Below are 24,818 nucleotides of genomic sequence, written 5' to 3' on the forward strand. Positions count from 1 at the left end.
GAGGGTTTTTAACATACTTAATTAGTTTAAATCGTCATATTTAATTAATACTTGCATTTCAGGTATCATATAATCATCTGGGTAGTGATGGTGTTTAATTAACATAAGCATCTTTTCATCGGAAACTAAATTTTTTAAAAGCTCATATCCTAAATGTCCATGGTTTAACTTATAGTTAAGAGCTTGTCTTAAAAATATAGGTAGATATGAGTCTTTAATCTTAAGTGCAATTGATATAACAACTAAGGATTTGTTTATTATTGAAAGATTGCTACTAATTTTACCTATGTCATGAAGGAGTGCAGCTTTAATTAATGTAGAATTAGCTGACATTTCCTTATTGCAGCCATATGCAACATTAAGACTATGGCGTTGTTCACTTAATCGAAGCTTGTAAAACAGTTCCTGTTCTTTATTATTTAAGTATTTTTCTATAAAAATTTTATCTTCATTATATATTTTGGCATTAATACCATTTATAAACTGTCGTATTCTATAAATCATGTAAATCACCCTTAATTATTATAGTACATATTCTAAGTAATTAAAAATGCAATAGAGACAAAAGTGGTATAAGGAAATATATTTAATAATATATATAAAGTAAACATATAATTATTTTTTATAGATAAAGGGGGAGTTGTTTTGTTTACATGGATTGCATTAATTCTAATGATTGTTGGTGCAATTAACTGGGGACTAATGGGATTGTTCAAATTCAATATTATAGAAAAAATTTTTGGTAGAGGTAAAATAACTAGAGTAATATATACATTAGTTGGTATATCAGCTATATATACACTGCTACTATTAATAATTAAGTGATTTCTGAAGCGACAAGGGTCGCTTCTTTTTTTTACTTAAATATAAAAATAACATATTTGTAACCTAAGCATATAATGGCATTGAGTAAGATACAATGAAAGGAGGATAACAATGTATTATTATGGAATGCCCTATTATATGAATCCAATGATAAATCAATTAACACCAGAGCCCGTTGTTTGTCCAGGAGGGTTTATATATACAGTTCAACCTGGAGATACGATGTTTAGAATTGCAAATAGGTACGGTATAAGTCTACAAGCATTAGTTGACGCAAACCCACAGATTCCCAATCCTAATGTACTAGTTGTAGGACAAAGAATATGTATTCCTACAGCAGGTGTGACCCCACCAGTGCCGCCGGTAGATTTCTGTCCAGGAGGTACTGTTTACATTGTACAGCCAGGAGATACATTATTTTTAATTGCCAGAAGAGTGGGTGTAACATTACAAAGACTTATTGAAGCTAACCCACAGATTGCAGATCCTAATGTTATCCAAGTAGGACAAAGAATATGTATACCTCCAGTAGTGCCAACTCCACCAGTACCACCACTACCACCTGTAGTATGCCCCAGTGGAACAATATATATTGTTCAACCAGGTGACACAATGTTTATAATTGCAAGACGATTCGGAGTTAGCTTACAAAGATTAATTGATGCAAACCCACAAATAGCAGATCCAAATATAATTCAAGTAGGTCAAAGAATTTGTGTACCTGTACCTGATGCTCCACTTCCACCAGGAATTTGCAGAGTAACTCTAACTGTTGAGCCAGGTATTCAAGCCCTTGGAGGTACAGCATTTATAAATCTAGTTGATCCTACACTATGGATTACAACCTTTGGTCTACCTAAATTATCAGAGTTAGGAAAAGATTATTGTGGCTACTTCGCTTGGGTAGTTGATAGAAATACAGGTATATATTTCTGTGTTGAATTAAAAGATTGTGTACCAGGTATATTAGCTGGTTACGGTAAAACTACAGGTGATTGGAGAAACTATGACGAAATAATTGTTACTGCGGAAAAAACAGCACATCCAAAGGCACCAGAAGGTATAGTAGTTTTAAGAGGTAGTCTAGCAGTTTGTAGATAATATAAAAATCCTGTAGAGGAAACTCTACAGGATTTTTTAATATTTCAACCTCTTTATTAAATTAATTAAGAAATGTAGTATAATATAAGAGTAGGATAAAATTCTCTTCTGCCCAAAATAAAATAAAGGGGGAGTTTAAATGGGAGAAAATAATATTATGGTTTGTGTTACTCAACAAAGGACTTGTGAAAGATTAATTAAAGCCGGACTGGAGTTGAGTAGCGAAAATAGTAAACTATATGTAGTTCATGTTGCACCTAAGGGATTAAATATTCTAGGAAATTCAGAAGAAGGAGAAGCCTTAGACTATTTATTTGATATATCTAAAAATGTTGGTGCTGATATGACCGTAATCAGGTCATCGGAAACAAGCAAGTCAATAATAGATTTTTGCAAGAAAAATGATGTAAATATTATTGTTTTTGGAGAGTCTAGAGAAAATGTTAAAGGAAACAATATTATAGTAGATGTATCAAAGAAGTTATGCAATAAAGTTGAAATAAAGGTTATACCAACAAACTAGAAAAGTGAGCTGGAATTTTTTGGAAGATAAAGAATTATATAAAACTTACTCAAAGTACCTTGTTGATAAATATGGAGATAAGGTGTACAAACTCCCAGTTAATCTACCTCTAACATGTCCAAATAGAGATGGAACTATTGGAATTGGTGGGTGTACTTTTTGTGCAGATGTGGGAGCGGGTTTCGAAAGTCTATGTAATACAATTTCAGTTAGAGATCAACTTATAAAGAATAAAGAATATATTTCTAAAAAGTATAAGGCTAAAAAATTTATAGCCTATTTTCAAAACTATACAAACACTTATTTACCTATAGATGAATTCAAAAAATATGTACTAGAGTCAATAATAGATGATGTAGTAGAAATTGCAATATCAACTAGACCTGATTTTATTGAAGAAGAGTATTTACAGTTCTTAAAGGAAGTAGAAATTAATAAAGGGGTTTCAATTTCTATGGAATTGGGTTTGCAAACCGTCAATTATCATACACTAAAGAAAGTAAATAGGGGTCATGGATTATCTGAATTTATAGATGCGGTATTAAGAATAAAAAAATATGGCTTCAATATATGTGTTCACCTTATTTTAAATTTACCTTGGGATAATATGGACGATGTTCTTGAAAATGCGAGGATATTATCTGTTTTAGATATAGATCAAGTTAAACTCCACGCTTTGTACATCATTAATGGTACTGTTATGGGTGATATGCATCAAAATCATGAATTTACAATGATACCAGTTGAGGAATATATGGAGCGTGTTATTGTATTTTTGGAAAATATACATCCAGAAATAGTGGTACAAAGGCTAATTGGTAGAGCTCCAGAGGAGAATAGTTTATTTGTAAATTGGAATATGAGTTGGTGGAAAATTAGGGATGAAATCCATGAAATAATGCACCAAAGAGGAAGCTATCAAGGCAAAAACTATTTATTTAAAAATAATAAATGAAAGCAGGAAAAATACTGAAAATATAGAATATTTCATATAATGTAGTATTAGTACTAAAAATTAAAGGGGGCAATCTTTATTATGATAAAACTCATTGTTGGAAGAGAAGGCGGTGGGAAAACAAAGGCCTTGATAGAGTTAGCAAATGAAGCATTAAAGAAAACCAAAGGCAATATTGTTTTTCTAGATTATGATAATAATAACATGTATCAAATAGATTATAGAATACGCTTTATGAGTGTTACTGAGTATAAGATTGTGGATGAGGCGGGATTATACGGCTTTATATGTGGAGTAATCGCATCAAATTACGATGTTGAAAACATATACATAGATGGAATATATAAGCTTACCAACAAGGATATATCTGAACTTAAGGATTTTATTAAAGCATTGACTGAAATCGAAATAAAATATAACGTTAACTTTACAATTACTGTTACTGGTGAAGAAAAAGATTTACCTGATTATCTAAAAAAATACGTTATTCAAGCAATATAAACTAAGCCCCTGTTTACACAGGGGCATAGTTGTGGGTAATTTTATTATTTTTACTAAAAATTGATTTAATTAAAGAAATTAATGTTATAATAACTCTTGAGTAATAACATAACCTAGTAAGATATGGGGTGATTATATGCACGCTACTGAATGGAGAAGGTTTTTAATACCTTACGAAAATGCGGTAGAAGAACTTAAAGTAAAATTTAAAAGTATAAGAACTGAGCTACGTTCTATAGGTGAATATTCACCAATTGAATTTGTAACTGGTAGAGTAAAAAGGGTATCTAGCATCATTGAAAAAGCTAAAAAACTTGGCGTAGATATGGAAGATATAAGTACGGGTATAGAAGATATAGCAGGAATAAGGATAATGTGTCAATTTGTTGAAGATATCTATACTGTTGTTGACTATATAAGGGATAGAGATGGCAGAGATTTAGAGATTGTCTATGAGAAGGACTATATAAATAATTATAAAGATAGTGGGTACAGAAGCTATCATATAATAATAAAATATCCAATCCAGACTGCCTTAGGACCGAAAACAATTTTAGCTGAAATTCAAATAAGAACTTTGGCTATGAATTTTTGGGCTACTATTGAACACTCTTTAAAATATAAGTATAAACAAAATATTCCTGAACATATTGAAGAGCGGATTAAAAAAGCAGCGGATGCTGCATTCAAGCTGGATCAGGAAATGTCAGTTATACGACATGAAATAAGATTAGCTCAGAAAATGTTTGAGGTTAGATCTAAAACTATATCAAACATATTGAGAAATATATATTTGCTCCGTTCTTCTGGAAGAATTACAGAGGTAGAGCAATTTCAAGAACGATTAAATAGGGTTTGGGATAACAGTGAAGTAGTTGATTTAAAATTATTAGATCAAGAGATAAGCAATATTATAGAGAATTATAACTTAAAGGATTAGTAATATTTTTTATAAAGGTGATAAAATGGCACTCTATGCGATAGGAGACTTACATTTAAGTTTTAGTAACAATAAGCCAATGGACGTATTTGGTCAGCATTGGCTTAATCATTATAAAAAAATTGAAGAAAATTGGGATATGGTAGTAACTGAGAGGGATTCCGTATTAATACCAGGGGATATATCTTGGGCTATGACACTTAATGAAGCTATATTAGATTTACAGTGGATTGATAAACGGCCGGGACAGAAAATCCTCATTAAGGGAAATCATGACTACTGGTGGGGTTCCATTACTAAATTAAATAAGCTATTCGAAAATATGCACTTTGTTCAAAACAATTTTTTTCCTTATGGTGAATATGCTATTTGTGGAACTAAGGGCTGGAGTGCTCCAAACGATAGGAAGATTACTGAGCAGGATGAAAAAATATATCTTAGAGAGGCAAATAGACTGAGACAATCCATTGAAAGTGCTAGTAGGGCCGGGTATGAAAATTTCATTATTATGCTACATTATCCACCAACTAATGAAAGATTTGAGCCATCTCTATTCACACAAATAATAGAAGAATTCAGTGTAGAGAAAGTGATATATGGGCATCTACATGGAGAGGGGTCCTATTCCTGTGGACTTAAGGGTCTATATAATGGTGTAGAGTATTGTCTTGCTTCTTGTGATTATCTTAACTTTGATTTATTACGTGTAAAGTAGAAGACTTAAGAGGTTATTTATGAAAAAGGGAATTGTTGTAGCTATTATAGGTATTTTACTATTAACCAGCATACCTCAGTATAGAATCATAAAAAGATATGAGAAGACACTAATTAATACATATGAATTACATGTTAGTTAGGCTGAATATTTTGGACAGAATGATGCTTCTAGACATATAGACAAGGCATTGGTTTCAATTAATCTAGAAGATTATTATGACCTAATTAAACATTTGGGTGATCTATCAGCGTCATTTTCTGTTGCTGAGGCAGCATTTAGCTTTATGGGAACTTATTTAGATATGAAAGCACAAAATAGAGTAGAAGTATTCAGTTATTATTTAAGCTGGTTTTATAGAGACCTGAATGATTATTTACATAATACTATTAATAATGTTCAGAAATCAGTAATTAATAAGGAAAAACTTATTGATGAACTTACTCAATTGAAAGAGGCATTTGAATACATGGAGACTAAAATTACGAGGGAATTATTAACTGATGAAAGTATTCATGAAATGAACATAACTTGGCATGAAACAATCCAAAAACTTCTAAGGGACTACCCTGAGCATCCTGGTTGTATGGTTTACAAGGAAAAATACTATAGAAGTTTGGAAAATTAAATTAGATAAATAAAGTGGGGCAACTTAACCCCACTTTGCTAATTATATTCTATTGTCTGATCCCAGTACGTTTACAATTTTGTGTCTTACCATTTCTTCAATTGCTGTTCTTGCAGGTGCTAGATATTTACGAGGGTCAAAGTTTTTAGGGTCTGCAAAAAGCTCTTTTCTTACAGCTGCTGTCATAGCAAGACGAAGATCTGTATCGATGTTTACTTTACAAACTCCAAATTGAGTTGCTTTTCGAATCATTTCTTCAGGTACACCTTGTGCCCCAGGTATATCTCCACCATATTGATTACATAACTCTAAAAATTCAGGTAAAACTGTTGATGCTCCATGAAGTACTAATGGGAAATTGGGTAAAAGCTTTGCAATTTCCTGAAGTCTTTCGAAGTCTAAATTAGGCTCCCCTTTAAATTTATATGCTCCATGACTTGTACCAATAGCAATAGCTAAAGAATCTACACCTGTTTTTTGAACAAATTCAGCTGCCTGCTCAGGGTTTGTATAAATAGCGTCTTTTTCACTAACCTGAACATCATCTTCAACTCCTGCTAGCCTACCCAGCTCAGCCTCTACTACTACCCCTTTACTATGAGCATATTCAACTACTTTTTTAGTAATTGAAATATTTTCTTCAAAGGAGTGGTGGGAAGCGTCAATCATCACTGAAGTGAATCCATCATCAATACACTGTTTACATATGTCAAAACTTTCACCATGATCTAAATGAAGAACTATAGGTAAGTTTGAATCTTCAACAGCGGCTTCAACTAGTTTTCTTAAGTAAATCGGGCTAGCATATTTTCTAGCGCCTGCTGAAACTTGTAGGATTAACGGAGCATTCTCCGTTTTTGCCGCTGATACGATACCTTGGATGATTTCCATATTATTAACGTTAAATGCACCTACGGCATATTTATTCGCATATGCCTTTGTAAATAATTCTTTACTAGTAACTAATGGCATAAAAAACCTCCTAATGTTATATTTATAAAAATATGGTATGATTTTTCATTGAAAATTATATCACTTTTTAATAGTTAATACTATGAATTTTTGGCATTATACAGTAAAATATAATTAATATGTCCAATTATATTTATATAAAAAGTAATGATGGTTTTTGCAAAATACATTAATATTTTAACCGTAAGTATGATAAAATATATTAAGGAATTGAGGTGATTATTGTGCGAGTAAAAGCTCATATACCAAATATGTTTACTTTCTTTAATTTAATACTTGGAGTTTTATCAATTATTAATATTTTACAGGAGGACTATGTTGCAGCTTCTTTATTAATATTACTAGCTGCTTTTATGGACCGTTTTGATGGAAGTTTAGCGAGAAAATTTGATGTTGAAAGTGAGTTTGGGAAAGAGCTAGATTCCCTGTGTGATTTAATATCCTTTGGTGTTGCGCCATCGGTTTTAATATGGAGTTTTCAATTAGGTGAATTAGGTTTCTTTGGACTAGGAGCTATACTTTTATTTGCAGTTTGTGGGGCATACCGTTTAGCACGATACAATATTATGGAATTTGATGGAGTATATATGGGAATACCGATTACTATGTGTGGTGGTATTGTTGCTCTTATGACTCTATATTCTATAAATTATAGTTCAAATGCATACGTTGTTAGTTCAATTGTTATCTTACTATCATATTGTATGATAAGTAAAAGAATAAAATTAAAGAAGCGTTAATAGAATATGACTACATAAAGGCTCCTATATGGGGTCTTTTGCTTACAGTAAAGGGTGTTGAAATTGAGATACATACATGGCGAAAACCTCTTTGAAAAGTTTTCTAATCATAGGGAGGCTTTAATAGAACAATTTAAAAAGGGAGATATTTCTAAGAAGGAGTTTATCGAGCAAAATTATAGTTTTATACAGAGAATGGACATAAAACCATTTAAAAATATTGATAACTTTGATAAGGCAATATTTAACTACCAATACTATAATATGATGGCAAAGTATTGTTTTCTGCAAGCTAAGCAGATGAGAAAAAATGATAAGCATACGGATCTAACCAAAGACTTAATGGATAAGGTTAATTATAATTATAGAAAGAAAGATGATAGTACTTTAAAGGCAATTGAATTGTTGGATTTTTCTAATGTAGAGGCATACTACATCAAAGTTTCTTCTGAAAACCTAAAGAAACAACTTTTTGAGGTGACTTTTAAAGACTATCCAAAAATTATTTTACACTCTAGGAACCAATGGCTTGTAAATAGATTGAGAGAAGAAATGGTATTTAAAGAAGGAGTAAGAAGGTCACTAATTGACAATTATATAAATGAAAAGTATTAAGGATTATACACTTTGGAGGGTATTATGGGAAAAACCTTAAGATTAGATAAGATATTGGCGAACTTAGGATATGGAAGTAGAAAAGATATAAGGAAAATATGTAAACAAGGTTTGGTTATTGTTGACAACAAGGTTGTAAAAGATAGCTCAAAGCATGTTGATCCATATGAAAGTGAAATTAAAATTGGAGACGAAATAATTGAATATAAAGAGTTTGTATATTTAATGATGAATAAACCTGATGGAGTAATCTCTGCAACAGAAGATTCAATACATCAAACAGTTATTGATTTGTTAGATGAAGAGCATAGAATATTTGAGCCATTTCCAGTGGGGAGACTAGATAAAGATACGGAGGGACTACTACTACTAACTAACGATGGGAAACTTGCCCACCAGTTACTTTCGCCTAAAAAACATGTACCAAAAACCTACTATGCTAAAGTAATAGGAAAAGTTACGGATGAGGATATAAAGAAATTCGAAATAGGAGTTAAAATAGAAGAGGAGTATACTACATTACCAGCGGAATTAGTTATATTAAAATCAGATGAAATATCAGAAATAGAACTAACTATTTACGAAGGAAAATTTCATCAAGTAAAAAGAATGTTTGAAGCTGTAGATAAGAAGGTTGAATATTTAAAAAGATTATCTATGGGCCCGTTACAACTAGATGAGGATTTACAGCTTGGTGAATATAGGGAATTAACGGATGAAGAATTAGAAGAGTTATTTCAAATTAAAATTTAAAAATTGTAAATCAGGGGTATTAATTATTTATTAATATATATCTAAAAGCAATCCATTAAAGGAGGGATCTTATGTATAAAATAGTAACTGCAGAAAGATTTTTTTGGGAGGGGATTGATTTAAACAATAAAGTAGTGCTGGAAGGGGGCACTAGCTGGGGAAATACAACTAGGATTATAGTTAATAAAATTCTAGAAAACAATTGGAATACTAAGTTAATATCTGTAGATATTGATGATAGTCATTTTAATGAAATTGAAGATGAGTTGAGACAAAGCTACAATCAGTTACAATTAATGAAAGGTGATTTAAGTAATCTCGACTTTATTGAGGATGAATCCATTGATGTTGTTATATGTAATTATACAATGTCTTCAGTTAATCAGTTCCCTTTAAGAGTACTTAAAGCACTTAAGGAATTGTATAGAGTATTAAAAAAAGACGGACAACTACTTATAACTGAGGAGATGCCCTTATGGTCTATTGACAATACAGAGTTTTGTTATTGGTCTAAAAGATCTAGGATTATAAAAAGTATAAGTGTGTTGAAAGCTATGCCTCATTTTAATGAAATATATCCAAATGATTTAGAGGAATCCTTAAAAATAGTTGGATTTAGGAATATAGAATGTCAGCAATTTAAGGAGAAAATAGATGCTGAACTGGCTACTAAGTTTTTAGATAAAAAGAAACAAACTTTGATAAAAGGTTCAAATGATTTAGATAATGATAATGTAACGAAGGGCTTCGTTCAGTTGACAGAAGAACTTGTAAAGAAATTTGAAGGAACTGAAGAGTTTTCAGCACCAGCATATATTATAAAAGCTAAAAAATAGTTTCTAAATGTTGGCGAATAATAGAAATTTAGGGTATAATATAGTGACTTGAAAAACGGGTCACTATTTTTATTATATATTAAAAAATAACAAATACTATAATGAACAAATTCTAATAGTAGTTATTACATAGGAGTGAGATCAATATGCCTAAGAAGAAGGAAATAGTAGAATTTATAATAGATGAAAATGAATTTGGTGGAAAAGCCTACGGTTACATAGATAATACAAAAATATCTGTCAAGAATGCAATTAAAGGTCAGAAAGTTAAGGCAATAATTTCGAAGGTAAGAAATAATAAGGCTGAAGCTAAGGTTATGGAAGTTTTAGAAAGGTCAGCATTAGAGCAGGAGGAGAACTGTCTTCACTTTGGGGTATGTGGTGGTTGTTTTAAACAGACAGTTTCTTACGAAAATCAACTGGCGATGAAAGAAAATCAAGTAAAAAAATTGTTTCAAGAACTTAACATAGAATACAAAGAATGGATGGGTATTGAAGGGAGTCCACTTCCCTATACTTATAGAAATAAGATGGAATTTTCCTTTGGTGATGAAGAAAAGGGTGGACCTCTAACTTTAGGTATGCACAAAAAAGGAAGGCATTATGATATAGTAACAGTTGACGAGTGCTTAATCATGGACGAGGATTTTAGAAAGATTCTTACTACGATTTTAGATTATTTTAAAGAAAAAAATGTTCCTTATTATAACAGTAGGAGTCATATAGGCTATTTAAGACATTTAGTAGTAAGAAAAGCATATTTTACGAAAGAAATACTAATTAATTTAGTCACAACTACACAGTTAGAGCATGATATGAATGAAATAAGAGACATAATTATTAATACAAACTTCCAAGGGAAATTAGTAGGTTTACTACACACATTTAATGATAATTTAGCTGACACTGTACAAAGTGATAAAACTGAAATTCTTTATGGACAAGATTTTGTAATGGAAGAGCTTTTAGGTCTAAAATTTAAAATATCTGCGTTTTCATTTTTTCAAACAAATAGCCCTGGTGCAGAAAAACTTTACTCTATAGTTAGGGACTTTGTTGGAAATTCTGATAACCAAATGGTATTTGATCTTTATTGTGGAACTGGTACTATCGGTCAAATTGTAGCGCAAAATGCGAAAAAAGTAATTGGAATAGAACTGATCGAAGATGCAGTAGAAGCAGCTAATAATAACGCTAAACTAAACAATTTAAACAATTGTACATTTATATCAGGAGATGTTAAAGAAAAAATAAAAGAATTAAAAGATAAGCCAGATATTATTATATTAGATCCACCAAGAGCAGGAATTCATCCCCAAGCTCTTCAAGATATTATAGCCTTTAATGCACCACAAATAGTTTATGTTTCATGTAATCCTAAAACACTCGTAAGAGATTTGGTAGAATTAGGAAATAAAGGATACGAAATAAAAAAAGTTAAATGTATGGATATGTTTCCGCATACACCCCACGTGGAGTGTGTTGTCTTGATGTCAAAGGCAAAAAAATTATAGGCAAGAACCCCAGTAATAAAGGGCTTTCCAGCGTTTGCTGCTTAATGTTGTAAAAATAGCTGCCGGCAAATTGACTGGAAAGCTCTATTTTTATTTTGCGTATGAACAGGTCGACCTCATTAATTGAGAGAGGGTTTAGTTGACACGACAGATCAGATAACGGGCATTTTTACATAGGTTGATGAGAAGTGTTAGATGTGTTTGTACACGTATCGCAACGATTACAGCTATTATAACCATAAAAAAATATTAATAGATCTCATATTCCGCTGAATAGATTATAAAATCCCATCTTTGACAGTTAATAAAGAAAAAAAGCTTGTAACCTGTTATAAATAGAAGGTTACAAGCTTTATATATTTGTCCAAAAAGTGCGTAATTTTTTTATCTTTTCGTATCTTTAAAAATATTTTTCATATGTGTGTTTTTTATTATTTGATGATCCGTTCTGAAGCCAAAAGCCTCATGAAGTGCATCTCCTGACTTTGGAACATCATTCATAAGAAAAAGTGCTGTAATCGTCTGTCTATAGAAGTTTCAGCACTTTTTATTGTTGTTTTACGTTCACTACATCTTTTTAATTATATTGGGGATTTCATTACTTAGCAGAACATTCTTTTCAATCTTAAATATGTCTTTGTTTATTTTACTATTAAGTAATTTGTCTGACATTATATATAATTTGTCTACTTTGTAATCAATTTCATCTATTATAAATCCTTCTAGTCCATTGATTATTTCATAGGTAGATAATTCAACTTTATTCACTGCTAACTTATACTCTAATATTCTTTGCATTACTAAGGCTAAATAACAAATTAAAAAATGCGACCTAATTCTTCGTTCTTTAAAGTGATATACTGGTCTTGTTTTTAAATTTGTTTTTAATATTCTAAAGGATTCTTCAATTTTATATAGAGATTTATAAGCTACCATTATATCTCTTTGGGTTCATATCCACTTTATTTGTAACAATGTAAAAATATCCGAAATTTTCTTGCTCTTGTTTAATTATTTCCTCATCAATTTCAATGTTTATTTTTTCTTTAGGGTTTTCTACTGCTTTATAATACTTGCTTTTGGATTTAGTTGTTGAGTTGATTGTAAAATCCTTTATATTCTTTTTAGCTCTTTCAATCATTTTCTCTTGTTTAAACATCTCACGTTCTTTGTAGACATCTGAATATTTTTTTATGATTAATTCGTCATAGGTTTCATCATTCTGACTCACCTTTCTTTTACTGGTTATATATCCGCTTTTGTATTTAGCTTCTGCATTAGAAGTTATGTTCCAAGATGAATTAAATTTCTTCTCTTTTAAATCTTTAGGAACTGCACTGCCCTTAGAACCTACAATGTAACTAAGCCCTTTACCTCGAATCATCTCTAAGTTAGCCCTTGAATTTAAGCCCCTATCGGCCACTATTATGATTTCTTTTATGGTGTAATTATTTAATATATCGTCAATGACTTCTTCCATGGTATGTAATTCATGTTTGTTGCCTTTAAAAAGCCTATAAGAAATAGGTATCCCATTGGTGTCTATTAGTAAGCCCATAACAACTTGTGTTTCATTTCTTTTATTATCCTTACTCATACCTCTTTCTCTAAATCCGTCTTCATCAAAAGACTCAAAGTAATAGGTTGTACAGTCATAAAATGCTAATGACATATTTCTATCTGGAATAATCTTTCCTATATGATCATTTAAATGTTTGAAAAGTTTATTTTCATTCATTTCAAAATTTTTATCATAGGTAGCTATATTTTGTTCCAATTCATCAGAAGTGTTTTTAATGTTATATTCTAATATTTTTTTAGCCTCTGAATCAACGGTATCTAAGAGGATTTCCATGTTTTTTATGAGCTGAACTCCATCTGTTAGTGCTTTAGATTTATGTTTATTAAATCCAGAAAAAACATCTAGGGAAGAATAAATGTTATCGCTATTCACAAAACTGAAATCATATAGGAAATCATCTTTTCTAGAAGCCACTTCAAGCTTGCTTGAAGGATTAAATAATCTACCAAGTACCTGATAGAACATTAAGTTACTAAAGGAATAATCTAGTTTAGAATCTTTCACCATTTTAGTAAAAAAGTTAGGTAATTTCAATTGGTTAAAGATTTTTAGGTATGGAAGATAACCTAAGTTTTTATGATTAAGAGAAAGCTTATCTTTTGACAATGATTCAATGAAATCTTCAAAGTTTTCAAATCCTTGAGAAGCTTCATCCAGTCTAATCATTTCTTTTAGATCTGCTTCAGCTTGAGCAAGAGCTTCCTTACCTGATTTAGAATCTAAATCATGAGTACCAAAACCTTTAATCTGAATTTTTTTTGATTTCTTAGTTTTGGGATCTCTAATCCCCTTAGCGATTGATATAAAATATTTACCATTTGGTCTTTTAGATTTACTAATATACATGCTACACCTCCACAAAAACCCTCTAACTATATTATACATCATATTCTACACCACGACAAGTCGTGAGCGTTAATAAATAAAAAAATAATGAGAAATGTTAAAAATTAGACATTTACTCATTATTTGTTATTAATTTATGTTCTGAAGTCAGGTTTTATTATTTGATGATCCGTTCTGAAGCCAAAAGCCTCATGAAGTGCATCTGTAAAATCTGTGCGTGTGTAAGTTGGAATATAGCCATCGCCAAGGATTTCATAAAAATTCATACCCCTTAACTCTCGTATGATTTCAGTACAGGTGAACTTGTTATCTAAGTGTTTTTCAAGATATCTATAAAGCACCATTGCCAAGAAACAAGTTGTAAAGTGTGCTTCTATACGATCATCTCTTGTTAAGTACACTGATCTTGCCTTAAATTCACTTTTCATAATTCTAAAGCATTCTTCAATCTCCCAACGTTTATGATTAACTTTAATAATTTCAGAAGCTTCATCTTCTAAATTTGTGCATACAGCATAAAAACCATCATATGCCTCTTCTTTTGATATAATATCTGAATCCAGTCGATAGAGGTCCTTTTCTGCCACCTCACCATCTGATGTAACGCTTGTTTTTCCTATAAATCTTTTGTAATCGTTCTGATTACACTTGTTGAGTTTTTGATGGATTGTTTTCTATTACCTTAACAAAGACGCTCAATTTGTTTATTTCGAATTTTTCTTTGATAGTCTCTATATTTAATTGAATAAGTTACAATTAGCTTTTGTTCCAAACCATTTTCTTTAATCCATCGCTCTTTATAAAAAGTAATATCTGCAAAATTGTCTTCTTCAATATCAGAGATATCGAAAACCTTACTACTACCACTTAAACTCCATCCTTCGCTAGAAAGTGCCCATTCTTTAAGATGTTTTTTAAGTTTTTTGATTGACTGAGTGGTTATAAAAGCACGTCCACCTTGATCATTAAATTTCCTATTGTCATTTGACGCTAGTCCAGCATCTGTGCATACGACAAACTTTGAGAGTTTGAAATCATTAAGTATCTTCTGTTCTAAAGGCTTTAAAGTGAGCTGTTCATTAGTATTACCTTTAGTAATGCTAAATTCTAGTGGAATACCATCCCCATCCATAAAAAGACCCATTTGTACGATAGGATTAGGTTTGTGTTCCTTTGAATACCCATACTGTTTTAAGCCTTGCTCTTGCTCAATCTCAAAGAAGTAATTCGTACAGTCATAATAAAGAATTCCTGAATTACGCTTAGAAAGTTTATAACTATTTTTATAAAGCTCTGATTGAATATAATCAGTTTCCTTAGAAATAACTTCAAGTGCTCTATAAATATGTTGAATATCAAAATCAGGTTTTTCTAAAAATCTAGTAGATAGGTTATAGGTTGAAAGCTTAGAACCAGGAAAGATAATTCTACCATATAAAAGTCTAGATAGTATGGAGTCAAGATTAAAAGTGAATTTATGGCGATAGGAAATCTCTTTACAGATTTTGTGAATCCCTAGATCATGATAAATCTTTTGAAGAAATAGATAGCCTCCATTAAAAGACAGTTGCTTATCTTTACCAATAAGTTTGTAGGCGAGTATTGAACCATGATTGTACTATTTTCTTCTTTTTCTTTTTTATTAAGTTCATCGATATATTTCTTAGCCCATTCAATAGGGTCTTCCCCGTTTAACTTGTTAAGAAGCTCATCATATGTACCTAGTTTTTCAGCTTAAGAAGCTGCATGGCGAGTTATATCAAGGGATGTCATTTATATTATCCGTATAAAAAATTATACATTCTTGTATATTCAGAGGTTTTGTATTTCTTCTAGGATAATCATTTCTCTCGGAGGATGATTCAGATTATCTTAGATCTAAGATAATCTGAAGGAAGCTGGAGGCAAAGCACAGAACTGAGGTACACACGAATCACATTCGAGGCTCAATCAAATGGATGAGGTTGCAAACATTACAAAATCGATATTTAAAACCATAATACAGAGAGAGCTTTAGCAAATCATCCGAAGGGTACTTCTCGCTTTTACTAACAAACTTTTTGACGGCTACCTTCATATTGTCATATACTACGGTTTGATAGACTCCACCAATTCGATTTAAGAATTTAACATGAGCATCTAAGATAGAGCATCTCTAATGTAGTTACAGACAGTAGGATAGCTTATTACCATAACCTTCTTCTATTAGGCATTCATAAATATCAATTTTCTTCTTTTGCTGGTTACTTCTACCTGTTGCCTTTTTGATCTCATTTTCATTAAGGAAGAACTGAATTCTTTCAATTATTGAATCAGAAAAGCTTTCTTCTAATACTATTACTACTATCGTATTAGGTTGTTCTATTAAACCAGCTGCTTGATATCAAATTCTTTTGTTGAAATATAGCTTGTTATTCCAACAACAATCATTATAATTCCAACTATTACCATCCAATTATTAACTCCTATGGTTTCAGCTATTGGACCTGCAATAAACATTCCAATTGGAGCTGCAAAACTCATAACGCTTGTAATAAGTGATAGGACTTTTCCTAAATTTTCTGGAGGTACAGATCTCTGAATATATGCTGTAAATGGAATGTTGAACCCTGAACCTGTAGAACCCATTAAAAAAACTAAGATGCAAAATACCCAAAATAAGTTTGCAGGTATTAGACCAGCAATTATGGATGTAAGGCCGAGTAAGCCTGTAAAAAGAGATATCATTAGAAATTGTTTTTTTAATCCTCCGAAGACACTAATTAACATTGCAGCAACCAGCATACCTAATGAAAATAACGTTTGAACCAAACCATTATGCCATGCGCTTCCGAAAAAATAATTACGAACCATCAAAGGAAGCAGAATTCCTAATGGGACAAAAACAATGGTAGATATAAGCATTGGAATTGAAAGCCTCAATAATGCTTTGTTTGATTTGATTGCAAGTATTCCTTGTTTCATATCTTGAAAGACATAAATTTTACCTGTTCGATTTGAGTTTAACTGTGGGGTTTTTATAATTGTGAGTGTAACAATTGCTAAGAAAGCACCGAGAACATCTAGCAGCATTATCCACTGAAGATTTGTGATGCTCATTAATAGTGCACCAAGCATTGGTCCTAGCATTGTACATGCAGTATTTATCATCTGCCCAAAGCCTCCTGCTTTAGTCAACTCATCCTGAGGCACGATTTGTGGAATAATTGCTTGTAATGCAGGCTTATGGAATGTTTCCCCCAAAGCTCTTACAAATAGAACTAAATACACTAGCGTTAATGAACGTATACCTAAAAAAAATAAAATACCTAAAAGTAAACTAGATGCGGCTACAATACCATCAGCAAGGATAATTATTTTTTTTCGGTTAAACCTATCAATCCAAACTCCAGCGAATAGGCCTATAATTGCTTGTGGTAATAACCCCGCTACACTTGCAATAGTAAGTGCAAGCGCAGATCCAGTTTCAATAGTAATCCACCAAATAATCGAAAACTGAACGGCACAAGAACTTAATAGTGAAAATGATTGACCAAAATATAATGCAAAGAATGACTTCTTCCAGGTATTTAACTGATTCATATAATTACCTCCGAAGACATTCCATTATGACATTGGCGCAATCACTTGCACCATTTTCGGATGCAATCTTACTTCCAAGGTTTACTGAATTCTTTACAATATCATCACTCAGTGCATACTGAATTGCATTGGCAAGAATATTAGATGTAACTGATTTTTTAGGAAGTGGTTTTGCAGCAACACCAAGATCGTATGCACGATGGGCCCAAGCAAATTGATCATTTGAAAAGGGTATTATCACGCTAGGAACTCCTGCTTTGAAGCCAGCTGCAGTAGTACCTGCCCCACCATGATGACATACAGCTGATACTTTATCAAATAACCATGAATGAGGGATGCTATCTATAGCTAATATGTTATCAGTTATGTTTGGAGGAGTACCCATTCCGCAGATAATTCCTCGCTTACCAGTTTTGTTGATTGCATCTACTGCAAGCTCAGCTAAATCTTTATGTTTTCCTAATGATGTCATGCTACCAAAACCAATATAAACAGGTTTCTCACCTTTGTCCAGGAACTTAGCTAGCTTAGTATCAGGTATATACTCACTCGGTTCCTCGACAAACCAATAGCCATATTGATGTATATTTTTATTCCAGTCGTTAGGTCGCTCAAACACAAAGTTACTGCATGATACTATAGCTGGATGCATTAAATCACTGTGTTTTTCAAAAGGACAACCAAAACTTTCTGGTAGTTTTCCGAATTTTTCTTTCCAGAAGCCTTTTACAGAATCTTTAGATGCCATCCATAACATTCCTTGAAGCATAGAGTAACTAATTGATTTAGTTATAGGATTTGAAGGTGATTTTCCATACATAACAACTGACAAGTACTCACTTGTTTTGTGCATAGGAAATGGCGATGCTAAGACAGATGGGATTGCAAATTTTTGTGCTGCAAAATATCCAATTGAACACCCGGGGTGATAGATAATCAACTCACTTCCCTCACAAGCTGAGTAGTAGTCGTTTACCATATGGACTCCATATTCCTTCATTTTGTTAAAAGTCAAAAGCATCTTTAGGGGATTATCTGATGATCCTGCTGCCTCAAGAAGCTTCGGATCCACATTAAGGGTTTCAATATCAGCCTCAATTGGGTAAATATCTATTCCATAATTTTGAATAAAGCCCTTAAAGCTCTTACTTGCTGTGATGCGTACATCCTTTCCCATTTTCTTAAGCTCCTGTGCAAGTGCTATATAGGGCTGGAAATCTCCTCGTGAACCTGAGCATAGAATAGTAATCATATATTAACCTCCTTGAACAATCCAACATCATGTTGTATGATATAATTATAAAATCTTAGATAAAAATCATCAACCAACAATATTGTGTTATTTGTCGGATTTGAAAAGGGGTAATTTAATCATGAATAAAAGAACGGAAATTACTGCGCAGACAAAACAAAATCTTATGGATGCCTTTTGGGATTTATATTGTGAAAAAAGAATTGAAAAAATTACTGTTAAAGAAATCGCAAATAAAGCGGGATATAATAGGGGAACTTTCTATGAGTACTTCACAGATGTTTATAATGTACTGGATGAAATTGAAAACTCACTAATCCCTTCTCTTGATGAGTTGCCCCCGTTTTCAACACCAACAGGAACAATTGGGATGCCATTAGATGTATTTTTTAATGTATGGGAACAAAATGCTAAGTACTATTCGGTATTGCTTGGAGATAAAGGTGATCCGGCTTTTGCGAGAAAGTTAAAGAATTCCATTAAACCGACAATTATGAAAGTGCTTGAAGATAAGCCTGACATTGATTTAAGAGAAATAGATTATATTCTGGAATATACACTTACTGCTATGATTGGCATTATGAGTTATTGGTTTATAAAAGAAATGACTCTTTCAAGGGATAGACTGTTTATTCTTATTCACAGGTTGATGGAAGATGGAGTAACGAGTCACTTGCCACTATAGCATATGAAACCGAAGAGCGTGATTTCATAAGATCAAATTATTAGTGTTCAGAAGCTTAGCTAAAGAGGTAGATCATAGTTATTAAATCTTCGAAATTTACCTATAAGGGGCATTGGATTGTTTGTAATATTTTTCTTAGAGGTTTGATTAGAAATCAGAAATTACTTATATGAATTTCAGAAATAATGTTCCTAGACATGTTCCGGCATACGACCATTTCTCAAAAAACAGTGAAAAAGCTATTGAAATGTTACCACATACATCGGTGTCAAATTACCCTCTGACATCAATGCTATCAACACGTTGAGTGTGTTATGTTAATAAAGCAGAAATAGAGTATTCATATGTTCCCTCATACTAAGGTGGGGGGATTTTTTATATATATGGGGCCTAACTTTTTGTGCAGAACGAAGGATATTTGTGTTAATGTTTTGTTTTTGCGTAATTAATTATCCTGATTGACAGGATAATAGTATTACACTACAATAAAAACATATAAACAAAATGTTTTTATAATTATACAAAATATAAACTTGAGGTGAGATGCTATGCCGAAATTTACAGAAATAGAAAAAGAAAGAATCAAGTTAGAAATGATGCAGGCTGCACATAAGAGTTTTATAGCAAAGGGGTTAAAAAATACATCTATTGAAGATATAACTTCTTCTGTGTCGATAGCAAAGAGTAGTTTTTATGTTTTCTTTGAATCAAAAGAGGTACTTTATCTCGAACTATTAGCCCTTGAAGGGCAAGAGATTGAAAAAAAGGTTTGGCCTAAGGTTGAGCAAGCCAAGGATGTACGTGATGCAATTAAGACATATCTATATGCAATGGCTTTGGAGTTGGAATCGAACATATTAACACAAAGGTTAATAACTGACATAGAAGAATACAAAATGGTAGCTCGAAAGGTAAATCCTCAATATGTAGCAACAAAGACTCTAAGAAGTATTGTTCCCCTTAAGGAATTTATCATGAAGAATAAGGAGTCAAAGAAATTAATCGATGAGGATGTAGAGGTTATTGCTGGTGTTATTCGATCAGCTTTAGCAATGATTATTCATAAAAAGGATGTTGAGGAGGATACTTATCCTAAAGTACAAGAAATTCTATTTAATGCTATAGCTAATGAACTTACGAAATAATCCTCTAATCAAAATTGGATTTGAAGATACATTATATTGCAAATTTTAGGAGGGGTCTCAATGAGAGGTAATTTTTTTATATAAGATTAAGAGGGTAAGGTTGAGCTCTCAATGTCTCAAGAGAAGTTGAAATTGAGGTGATACGTCAATGAAATCTGAAAAGACAATAATGAATAAAAATTGGTAGGATGGTATCAGATACAGGATCAACTATTCAGATGATTATTATGCACCTATATATTTTTGATATTGGCGGCACAGCTGCAACAATAGGAATTTTTTTATTTCTGTCATTTTTACCTACACTTATTATTTACCCCTTTGCAGGAGTGTTTGGCGATAGGTTGAATAGAAAAACTATTATGGTAGTAACAGATTTAATTAGTGCAGGAGTAATCTTAATGTTGGTCATACTGGCTTATTGGGATATGTCAAGTATAGGAATTCTTCTAGTGGCGCAAGTAATAATAATTCTGATGAATGGACTATTTGAACCGGCAACACGAGGGATGCTACCACAACTTGTGTATAAGGAAGAAGTGACACGTAGCAATGCCCATGGTATCCACTATGAGAGCTGCATCAATTGTGGTAGGACCAGTGATTGGCGCAGCCTTATATGCGAAGTTTGGTATGGTTATAGTATTTCTGGTTAATGAAGCTTCTTTCTTGTTGTCAGCAATCAGTGAAATGATGAGAGTACAAGTACATGACAGTAAAGTCAAAATCAGGCATCGTAGGCGTCTTTAAGGACATATTAGAAGGTATAGAATTTATTCGGTCAAATAGAATAATAGGTTTACTTTTCTTATTTTATTTAGCAAATTATATGATACTCCAACCAATTTTTAGTGTTATTTTACCTTTACTATTTAAAACTAGTTTGAATTTTTCCCATATATGGTACGGTTATATACAAGTGATTGTTATTTTGGGAGGATTAATAGGAAGTATTTTCGTTGGAATATTATTTGAAAAGGATGGAGAGTTAAGAAAACCATTGGTGTGGGGAACTGGTTTGTAACGGTTGCAATGATTTTTTGTGTAGTTTTGATATTGCCTGGCAGTATATTTTTGTTGGGAAAAGATATTGTTTTATTATTTGTTTCGATTGCAGGAGCACTATGTTTGTTAAGTACAGCGAGTGCATTTATCATTATTCCAATTCAGGCACACATTCAAAAGGAGACACCAACACAATATATGTCTAGGGTATTTTCTATGATGGGTTTGCTGTCACGAGGGGGTATCCCCTTAGGAGCTTTGATTTATGGATTTGTCCTTGAGCGAATTTCATTGCACAGTACGATGTTTTCCATTACCTTAATAATGATAGCAACGTTCATAGGGATTGTTGTATTCCTATTAAGGGAAACTAGAGATTTAAAAGAGTCCAATGAGAGTATGTAAGGCGAAAAAGAATAATTTTAAATTGAATTAATAATGCTAAGGAGTGATTTGGATGAGTAGAACAAAAGAAGAAGTTGTTGAAATAGCAAAAAAGCATGGCTTAAAGATAAAAGAGGATATTTTGAAATTCAATGAGTCAGGACTTGACTTCCAGGTGGTATTTGCCATTGATTTAGAAGGAAACGAATGGGTACTACGTTTTCCAAGGCGTGAGGATGTTATGTCAAAGACAATAATGGAGAAAAAGGCATTAGATTTGGTGAATCGATATATTACAACATTTGAAGCACCGAATTGGTCTATCTATACAGGAGAGCTGATAGCATATAAGAGGTTAAATGGTTATCCGGCAGGAACAATAGACCATGAAATACAGAACTATATTTGGAAAATTGATATTAATAATGTTCCACATTCCTTTCATCAGACATTAGGGAGGGTATTAGCAAAGTTGCATAGTATTCCAAGGGAAGAGGCAAAAGAAGCTGGACTAGTGGTTTACACACCAGAAGAAGTAAGACAGTTAATGAAAAAAAGAATGGAAACAGTAAAGGCAAAATTTGGAGTCGGTGAAGCGTTGTGGAATAGATGGCAAATGTGGTTAAATAACGATAAATTGTGGCCAAAAGAAACAGGTTTTATTCATGGAGATATTCATGCAGGACATACTTTAATTGATAATAATGCTAATGTAACTGGCTTAATTGATTGGACAGAAGCAAAGGTGGCAGATGTATCAAATGATTTTGTATTCCAGTATAAGGCTTTTGGTGAAGAAGGACTTGAATCTCTTATCATTGCTTATAAAGAGGCTGGAGGATACCATTGGCCAAAGATGAAAGATCATATCATTGAATTAGTTGCCGCCTACCCAGTTGATATTGCGGAATTTGCTATCACATCTAGTTTGGAAGAATATGAACAGTTGGCGAAACAAACTTTAGAGGTTGAGACTGCTTTTGGTAAGTTTGTATAATTAGATTGGAATAAAGAGGAAATCTAAGTTTAAACTTAAAGGAGATAGAAGTTAAAAGCTATGCCGTTATAAGAATAATACAAACATGGGTGCACAGGTGCTTACTATGTCAATTAACTGAAGGAAAAAGGGGAACCAAATATATTAGGTTCCCTGGAACACCGAAAAAAAGACATAAAGTAGTTAAAGGACTTTAATGCAGAGATTTTTCTTGAAATTTTTCCTAAAAAGGTTTTCAAATTCCATAGCACCTGATACCTCAAGGGCGACTGGGAGTGAGGAGTGTATTAACAGGGTAACGGTATCTTTAGTAATATTACAGCGAAGTTTTTCTATGCTACTGGATTCCCCTCTATCTAGCTTTTCTGCAATTTTTAAAAAAATACTTAATTTTTTTATAATTTTGTAGTCATTATGATTGATGAGCATGTTAAAATTTTTCCAATTTCCCTTAAAACTATTTTCACGATGCATTGCTACTAAAAAGGCACAAATAACTCTCTCTTTGTTGCTCAAGCCATTTAATGGAACAGATAACGTTAAATAAAATCCATGTTTATGATGATTGTAATAATCTAAGTGAATTCCTATGTCATGAATTAGGGCAGAAACCGCTAATAGTTTTCTTTCCTGATCACTTAAGCCATGTAGCTTATGAGTCTCATCGAATAGAGTTAAAGCCAAATTTTTTACTTGATGGCAATGCTCTAAGTTCATATCATAATTTTTAATGATATTTGTAATACTATGAAAGAGAACATCCTCCAAAATTTCTCTCTGGTGCGTTTTTTGTAGATAATTCTCATAAAATACACCTTCTCTCAAGCCATTACCACTTATAGTAAGTGTTTGAGAGTTCGTATATTCCATCAATGCCGTGATAGGAACTATTCCAGCGGTAATAATATCAATACGGTTCTTTGATATACCTCCAACATCCTTTAGATTAGCCTTAGGTCCATGATTTACCTTTTCATAAACAGATAGGACCTCATTGTACGTCATTTGATAATTGTGTAGAATTTCTAAGGGGAACCTAATGTCGTGCATATTGATTTTTGCTAAAGTTCTTGCAGTACCTCCTAAACCAATAACTGGCAGTTTTCTAGTTTCTTTGAGCCAATCAATTTGTTTGAATTGATTTCTAATAAAATTTTCTAATGATTTTATAGCCTGCTCTTCGATAACTTCTTTATGTAAGAAAATCTCTGTTAGGGTCATAGAACCATAAGGAATACTTACAGAACGCTTAAGTCTTCTGTTTTTAATCCATCCTATCTCAGTGCTACCACCTCCGACGTCAATGGTCAAGCCTTCAGTTAAATCTAAAGTATTAATGATACCTAGATAACCGTAATAGGCCTCCTTTTCTCCAGAAATAATCTGAAATTGAAGTCCTGTCTCATCTTTAACCAAATCTAGAAAAGCCTGTTGATTTTTTGCATTTCTAATGGCAGCAGTGGCAATGGGATAAACTTCTTCTACACGATGAATTTTGATTAACCTCTTAAATAGTTTAAGAGCATTTAATGTCCTTTCCATAGGTTGAGGCTTGAGAATCATATCGCTTCCCATACCTTCGCTTAATCGAACCATATCCTTCACTTGATCCATCAATTTATAGGAATCATCATCATAAATTCTCATAATAATCATTCTTAGAGAGTTAGAGCCTAAATCTATAATAGCAATTTTTTTATCCATTGGTCTCCCTCCTGTTAA

At 32.3% G+C, this 24,818-nt stretch carries 27 protein-coding genes and 2 pseudogenes; 20 read left to right on the top strand and 9 right to left on the bottom strand.

Translation table 11 applies throughout. The features are described 5' to 3' along the window. Positions 1 to 21: 21 nt before the first annotated feature. A complete protein-coding gene (locus HZR23_RS08535; protein WP_132849118.1) occupies positions 22 to 504 on the bottom strand; it encodes an HD domain-containing protein in 483 nt (160 codons plus the stop codon). Between the two features lie 141 nt (positions 505 to 645). Between HZR23_RS08535 and HZR23_RS08540 the strand changes: the two genes are divergently transcribed. The 9 genes from HZR23_RS08540 (at position 646) to HZR23_RS08575 (ending at position 6,188) form a co-directional block, all read left to right on the top strand. Next, positions 646 to 825 carry a DUF378 domain-containing protein gene (locus HZR23_RS08540; protein WP_132849119.1) on the top strand — a complete coding sequence of 60 codons (180 nt, stop codon included), beginning with the start codon at positions 646 to 648 and terminating at the stop codon, positions 823 to 825. A gap of 111 nt (positions 826 to 936) precedes the next feature. Next, positions 937 to 1,926: a LysM peptidoglycan-binding domain-containing protein gene (locus HZR23_RS08545; protein ID WP_132849120.1), complete on the top strand. Its 990-nt coding sequence runs from the start codon at positions 937 to 939 to the stop codon at positions 1,924 to 1,926. 139 nt (positions 1,927 to 2,065) lie between these two features. Continuing rightward, positions 2,066 to 2,449: a universal stress protein gene (locus tag HZR23_RS08550; protein ID WP_132849121.1), complete on the top strand. Its 384-nt coding sequence runs from the start codon at positions 2,066 to 2,068 to the stop codon at positions 2,447 to 2,449. A 19-nt stretch (positions 2,450 to 2,468) separates the two neighbouring features. Further along, positions 2,469 to 3,404, top strand: a complete 936-nt coding sequence (locus HZR23_RS08555; RefSeq protein WP_132849122.1) for a TIGR01212 family radical SAM protein — start codon at positions 2,469 to 2,471, stop codon at positions 3,402 to 3,404. Between the two features lie 81 nt (positions 3,405 to 3,485). After that, positions 3,486 to 3,905 (top strand): hypothetical protein, encoded by a 420-nt coding sequence (locus tag HZR23_RS08560; RefSeq protein WP_132849123.1) that lies wholly within the window; start codon positions 3,486 to 3,488, stop codon positions 3,903 to 3,905. 136 nt (positions 3,906 to 4,041) lie between these two features. Further along, positions 4,042 to 4,845, top strand: coding sequence for a GTP pyrophosphokinase (locus HZR23_RS08565; RefSeq protein ID WP_132849124.1), 804 nt, complete (start codon positions 4,042 to 4,044; stop codon positions 4,843 to 4,845). Positions 4,846 to 4,870: 25 nt separating this feature from the next. After that, positions 4,871 to 5,560 carry a metallophosphoesterase gene (locus tag HZR23_RS08570; protein ID WP_132849125.1) on the top strand — a complete coding sequence of 230 codons (690 nt, stop codon included), beginning with the start codon at positions 4,871 to 4,873 and terminating at the stop codon, positions 5,558 to 5,560. Positions 5,561 to 5,579: 19 nt separating this feature from the next. After that, a complete protein-coding gene (locus HZR23_RS17570) occupies positions 5,580 to 5,702 on the top strand; it encodes a hypothetical protein (protein ID WP_279229899.1) in 123 nt (40 codons plus the stop codon). A 48-nt stretch (positions 5,703 to 5,750) separates the two neighbouring features. After that, positions 5,751 to 6,188: a hypothetical protein gene (locus HZR23_RS08575; RefSeq protein ID WP_132849126.1), complete on the top strand. Its 438-nt coding sequence runs from the start codon at positions 5,751 to 5,753 to the stop codon at positions 6,186 to 6,188. 42 nt (positions 6,189 to 6,230) lie between these two features. Here the strand turns inward: HZR23_RS08575 and fba are convergent, their stop codons facing one another. Then, on the bottom strand, positions 6,231 to 7,160 hold the full coding sequence (fba, locus tag HZR23_RS08580; protein WP_132849127.1) for a class II fructose-1,6-bisphosphate aldolase: 930 nt from the start codon (positions 7,158 to 7,160) through the stop codon (positions 6,231 to 6,233). A 224-nt stretch (positions 7,161 to 7,384) separates the two neighbouring features. Here fba and pssA point away from each other — a divergent pair, with 224 nt between their 5' ends. From pssA to rlmD, 5 genes are all read left to right on the top strand, one after another. Beyond that, positions 7,385 to 7,900, top strand: coding sequence for a CDP-diacylglycerol--serine O-phosphatidyltransferase (gene pssA / locus HZR23_RS08585; protein ID WP_243098253.1), 516 nt, complete (start codon positions 7,385 to 7,387; stop codon positions 7,898 to 7,900). Positions 7,901 to 7,954: 54 nt separating this feature from the next. After that, positions 7,955 to 8,515 carry a DUF6648 family protein gene (locus HZR23_RS08590; protein ID WP_243098254.1) on the top strand — a complete coding sequence of 187 codons (561 nt, stop codon included), beginning with the start codon at positions 7,955 to 7,957 and terminating at the stop codon, positions 8,513 to 8,515. 24 nt (positions 8,516 to 8,539) lie between these two features. Further along, entirely contained in the window at positions 8,540 to 9,268 is a 729-nt protein-coding gene (locus HZR23_RS08595; RefSeq protein ID WP_132849129.1) for a pseudouridine synthase, read from the top strand. Between the two features lie 71 nt (positions 9,269 to 9,339). After that, positions 9,340 to 10,104, top strand: a complete 765-nt coding sequence (locus tag HZR23_RS08600; RefSeq protein WP_132849130.1) for a class I SAM-dependent methyltransferase — start codon at positions 9,340 to 9,342, stop codon at positions 10,102 to 10,104. Between the two features lie 146 nt (positions 10,105 to 10,250). Beyond that, positions 10,251 to 11,618: a 23S rRNA (uracil(1939)-C(5))-methyltransferase RlmD gene (gene rlmD / locus HZR23_RS08605; RefSeq protein WP_132849131.1), complete on the top strand. Its 1,368-nt coding sequence runs from the start codon at positions 10,251 to 10,253 to the stop codon at positions 11,616 to 11,618. A 567-nt stretch (positions 11,619 to 12,185) separates the two neighbouring features. Here rlmD and HZR23_RS17015 read toward each other — a convergent pair. The 6 genes and pseudogenes from HZR23_RS17015 to HZR23_RS08625 form a co-directional block, all read right to left on the bottom strand. Next, entirely contained in the window at positions 12,186 to 12,554 is a 369-nt protein-coding gene (locus HZR23_RS17015) for a hypothetical protein (RefSeq protein ID WP_249536656.1), read from the bottom strand. Then, positions 12,541 to 14,046, bottom strand: a complete 1,506-nt coding sequence (locus tag HZR23_RS08610) for an IS1634 family transposase (protein ID WP_249536657.1) — start codon at positions 14,044 to 14,046, stop codon at positions 12,541 to 12,543. The genes HZR23_RS17015 and HZR23_RS08610 overlap by 14 nt, the downstream gene beginning before the upstream one ends. Positions 14,047 to 14,180: 134 nt before the next feature. Continuing rightward, positions 14,181 to 15,777 (bottom strand): annotated as a pseudogene (locus HZR23_RS18195) (IS1634 family transposase); the annotation flags it as partial. Between the two features lie 235 nt (positions 15,778 to 16,012). Further along, positions 16,013 to 16,397: pseudogene (locus tag HZR23_RS18200) on the bottom strand (IS21 family transposase); the annotation flags it as partial. Between the two features lie 13 nt (positions 16,398 to 16,410). Continuing rightward, the gene (locus tag HZR23_RS08620) at positions 16,411 to 17,628 is read right to left on the bottom strand and encodes an MFS transporter (RefSeq protein ID WP_132849635.1); all 1,218 of its coding nucleotides are present in this window, start codon (positions 17,626 to 17,628) and stop codon (positions 16,411 to 16,413) included. A gap of 4 nt (positions 17,629 to 17,632) precedes the next feature. Next, on the bottom strand, positions 17,633 to 18,880 hold the full coding sequence (locus HZR23_RS08625) for a glycosyltransferase (RefSeq protein WP_132849636.1): 1,248 nt from the start codon (positions 18,878 to 18,880) through the stop codon (positions 17,633 to 17,635). Positions 18,881 to 19,001: 121 nt separating this feature from the next. Here HZR23_RS08625 and HZR23_RS08630 point away from each other — a divergent pair, with 121 nt between their 5' ends. From HZR23_RS08630 to HZR23_RS08645, 6 genes are all read left to right on the top strand, one after another. After that, positions 19,002 to 19,565, top strand: coding sequence for a TetR/AcrR family transcriptional regulator (locus tag HZR23_RS08630; protein ID WP_132849637.1), 564 nt, complete (start codon positions 19,002 to 19,004; stop codon positions 19,563 to 19,565). Positions 19,566 to 20,113: 548 nt separating this feature from the next. After that, positions 20,114 to 20,710, top strand: a complete 597-nt coding sequence (locus HZR23_RS08635) for a TetR/AcrR family transcriptional regulator (RefSeq protein WP_132849638.1) — start codon at positions 20,114 to 20,116, stop codon at positions 20,708 to 20,710. 188 nt (positions 20,711 to 20,898) lie between these two features. Beyond that, positions 20,899 to 21,366, top strand: coding sequence for an MFS transporter (locus HZR23_RS17030; RefSeq protein ID WP_243098288.1), 468 nt, complete (start codon positions 20,899 to 20,901; stop codon positions 21,364 to 21,366). Between the two features lie 53 nt (positions 21,367 to 21,419). Then, positions 21,420 to 21,734 carry an MFS transporter gene (locus tag HZR23_RS17035; protein ID WP_243098289.1) on the top strand — a complete coding sequence of 105 codons (315 nt, stop codon included), beginning with the start codon at positions 21,420 to 21,422 and terminating at the stop codon, positions 21,732 to 21,734. A gap of 104 nt (positions 21,735 to 21,838) precedes the next feature. Then, positions 21,839 to 22,120 (top strand): hypothetical protein, encoded by a 282-nt coding sequence (locus HZR23_RS17040; RefSeq protein WP_243098290.1) that lies wholly within the window; start codon positions 21,839 to 21,841, stop codon positions 22,118 to 22,120. 52 nt (positions 22,121 to 22,172) lie between these two features. Then, complete coding sequence (locus HZR23_RS08645; RefSeq protein WP_132849639.1) at positions 22,173 to 23,096, top strand: macrolide 2'-phosphotransferase; 924 nt, start codon at positions 22,173 to 22,175, stop codon at positions 23,094 to 23,096. A gap of 183 nt (positions 23,097 to 23,279) precedes the next feature. Here HZR23_RS08645 and ppx read toward each other — a convergent pair whose 3' ends face one another. After that, entirely contained in the window at positions 23,280 to 24,800 is a 1,521-nt protein-coding gene (gene ppx / locus HZR23_RS08650; protein ID WP_132849640.1) for an exopolyphosphatase, read from the bottom strand. Positions 24,801 to 24,818 lie beyond the last annotated feature (18 nt).

The organism is Serpentinicella alkaliphila (genome assembly GCF_018141405.1).
In the GTDB taxonomy this organism is placed as follows: Bacteria; Bacillota; Clostridia; order Peptostreptococcales; family Natronincolaceae; genus Serpentinicella; species Serpentinicella alkaliphila.

Bases quoted from the DNA above. Each gene is read 5' to 3' on its own strand.
- HZR23_RS08560 (WP_132849123.1), top strand. From the start codon at position 3,486: ATGATAAAACTCATTGTTGGAAGAGAAGGCGGTGGGAAAACAAAGGCC.
- HZR23_RS17030 (WP_243098288.1), top strand. From the start codon at position 20,899: ATGGTATCAGATACAGGATCAACTATTCAGATGATTATTATGCACCTA.
- HZR23_RS08645 (WP_132849639.1), top strand. From the start codon at position 22,173: ATGAGTAGAACAAAAGAAGAAGTTGTTGAAATAGCAAAAAAGCATGGC.
- HZR23_RS08565 (WP_132849124.1), top strand. From the start codon at position 4,042: ATGCACGCTACTGAATGGAGAAGGTTTTTAATACCTTACGAAAATGCG.
- HZR23_RS17015 (WP_249536656.1), bottom strand. From the start codon at position 12,554: ATGGTAGCTTATAAATCTCTATATAAAATTGAAGAATCCTTTAGAATA.
- HZR23_RS08630 (WP_132849637.1), top strand. From the start codon at position 19,002: ATGAATAAAAGAACGGAAATTACTGCGCAGACAAAACAAAATCTTATG.
- HZR23_RS08625 (WP_132849636.1), bottom strand. From the start codon at position 18,880: ATGATTACTATTCTATGCTCAGGTTCACGAGGAGATTTCCAGCCCTAT.
- ppx (WP_132849640.1), bottom strand. From the start codon at position 24,800: ATGGATAAAAAAATTGCTATTATAGATTTAGGCTCTAACTCTCTAAGA.
- HZR23_RS08600 (WP_132849130.1), top strand. From the start codon at position 9,340: ATGTATAAAATAGTAACTGCAGAAAGATTTTTTTGGGAGGGGATTGAT.
- HZR23_RS08620 (WP_132849635.1), bottom strand. From the start codon at position 17,628: ATGAATCAGTTAAATACCTGGAAGAAGTCATTCTTTGCATTATATTTT.
- rlmD (WP_132849131.1), top strand. From the start codon at position 10,251: ATGCCTAAGAAGAAGGAAATAGTAGAATTTATAATAGATGAAAATGAA.
- HZR23_RS08570 (WP_132849125.1), top strand. From the start codon at position 4,871: ATGGCACTCTATGCGATAGGAGACTTACATTTAAGTTTTAGTAACAAT.
- HZR23_RS08535 (WP_132849118.1), bottom strand. From the start codon at position 504: ATGATTTATAGAATACGACAGTTTATAAATGGTATTAATGCCAAAATA.
- HZR23_RS08595 (WP_132849129.1), top strand. From the start codon at position 8,540: ATGGGAAAAACCTTAAGATTAGATAAGATATTGGCGAACTTAGGATAT.
- HZR23_RS17570 (WP_279229899.1), top strand. From the start codon at position 5,580: ATGAAAAAGGGAATTGTTGTAGCTATTATAGGTATTTTACTATTAACC.
- HZR23_RS08550 (WP_132849121.1), top strand. From the start codon at position 2,066: ATGGGAGAAAATAATATTATGGTTTGTGTTACTCAACAAAGGACTTGT.
- HZR23_RS08610 (WP_249536657.1), bottom strand. From the start codon at position 14,046: ATGTATATTAGTAAATCTAAAAGACCAAATGGTAAATATTTTATATCA.
- fba (WP_132849127.1), bottom strand. From the start codon at position 7,160: ATGCCATTAGTTACTAGTAAAGAATTATTTACAAAGGCATATGCGAAT.
- HZR23_RS08635 (WP_132849638.1), top strand. From the start codon at position 20,114: ATGCCGAAATTTACAGAAATAGAAAAAGAAAGAATCAAGTTAGAAATG.
- HZR23_RS17035 (WP_243098289.1), top strand. From the start codon at position 21,420: ATGACAGTAAAGTCAAAATCAGGCATCGTAGGCGTCTTTAAGGACATA.
- HZR23_RS08545 (WP_132849120.1), top strand. From the start codon at position 937: ATGTATTATTATGGAATGCCCTATTATATGAATCCAATGATAAATCAA.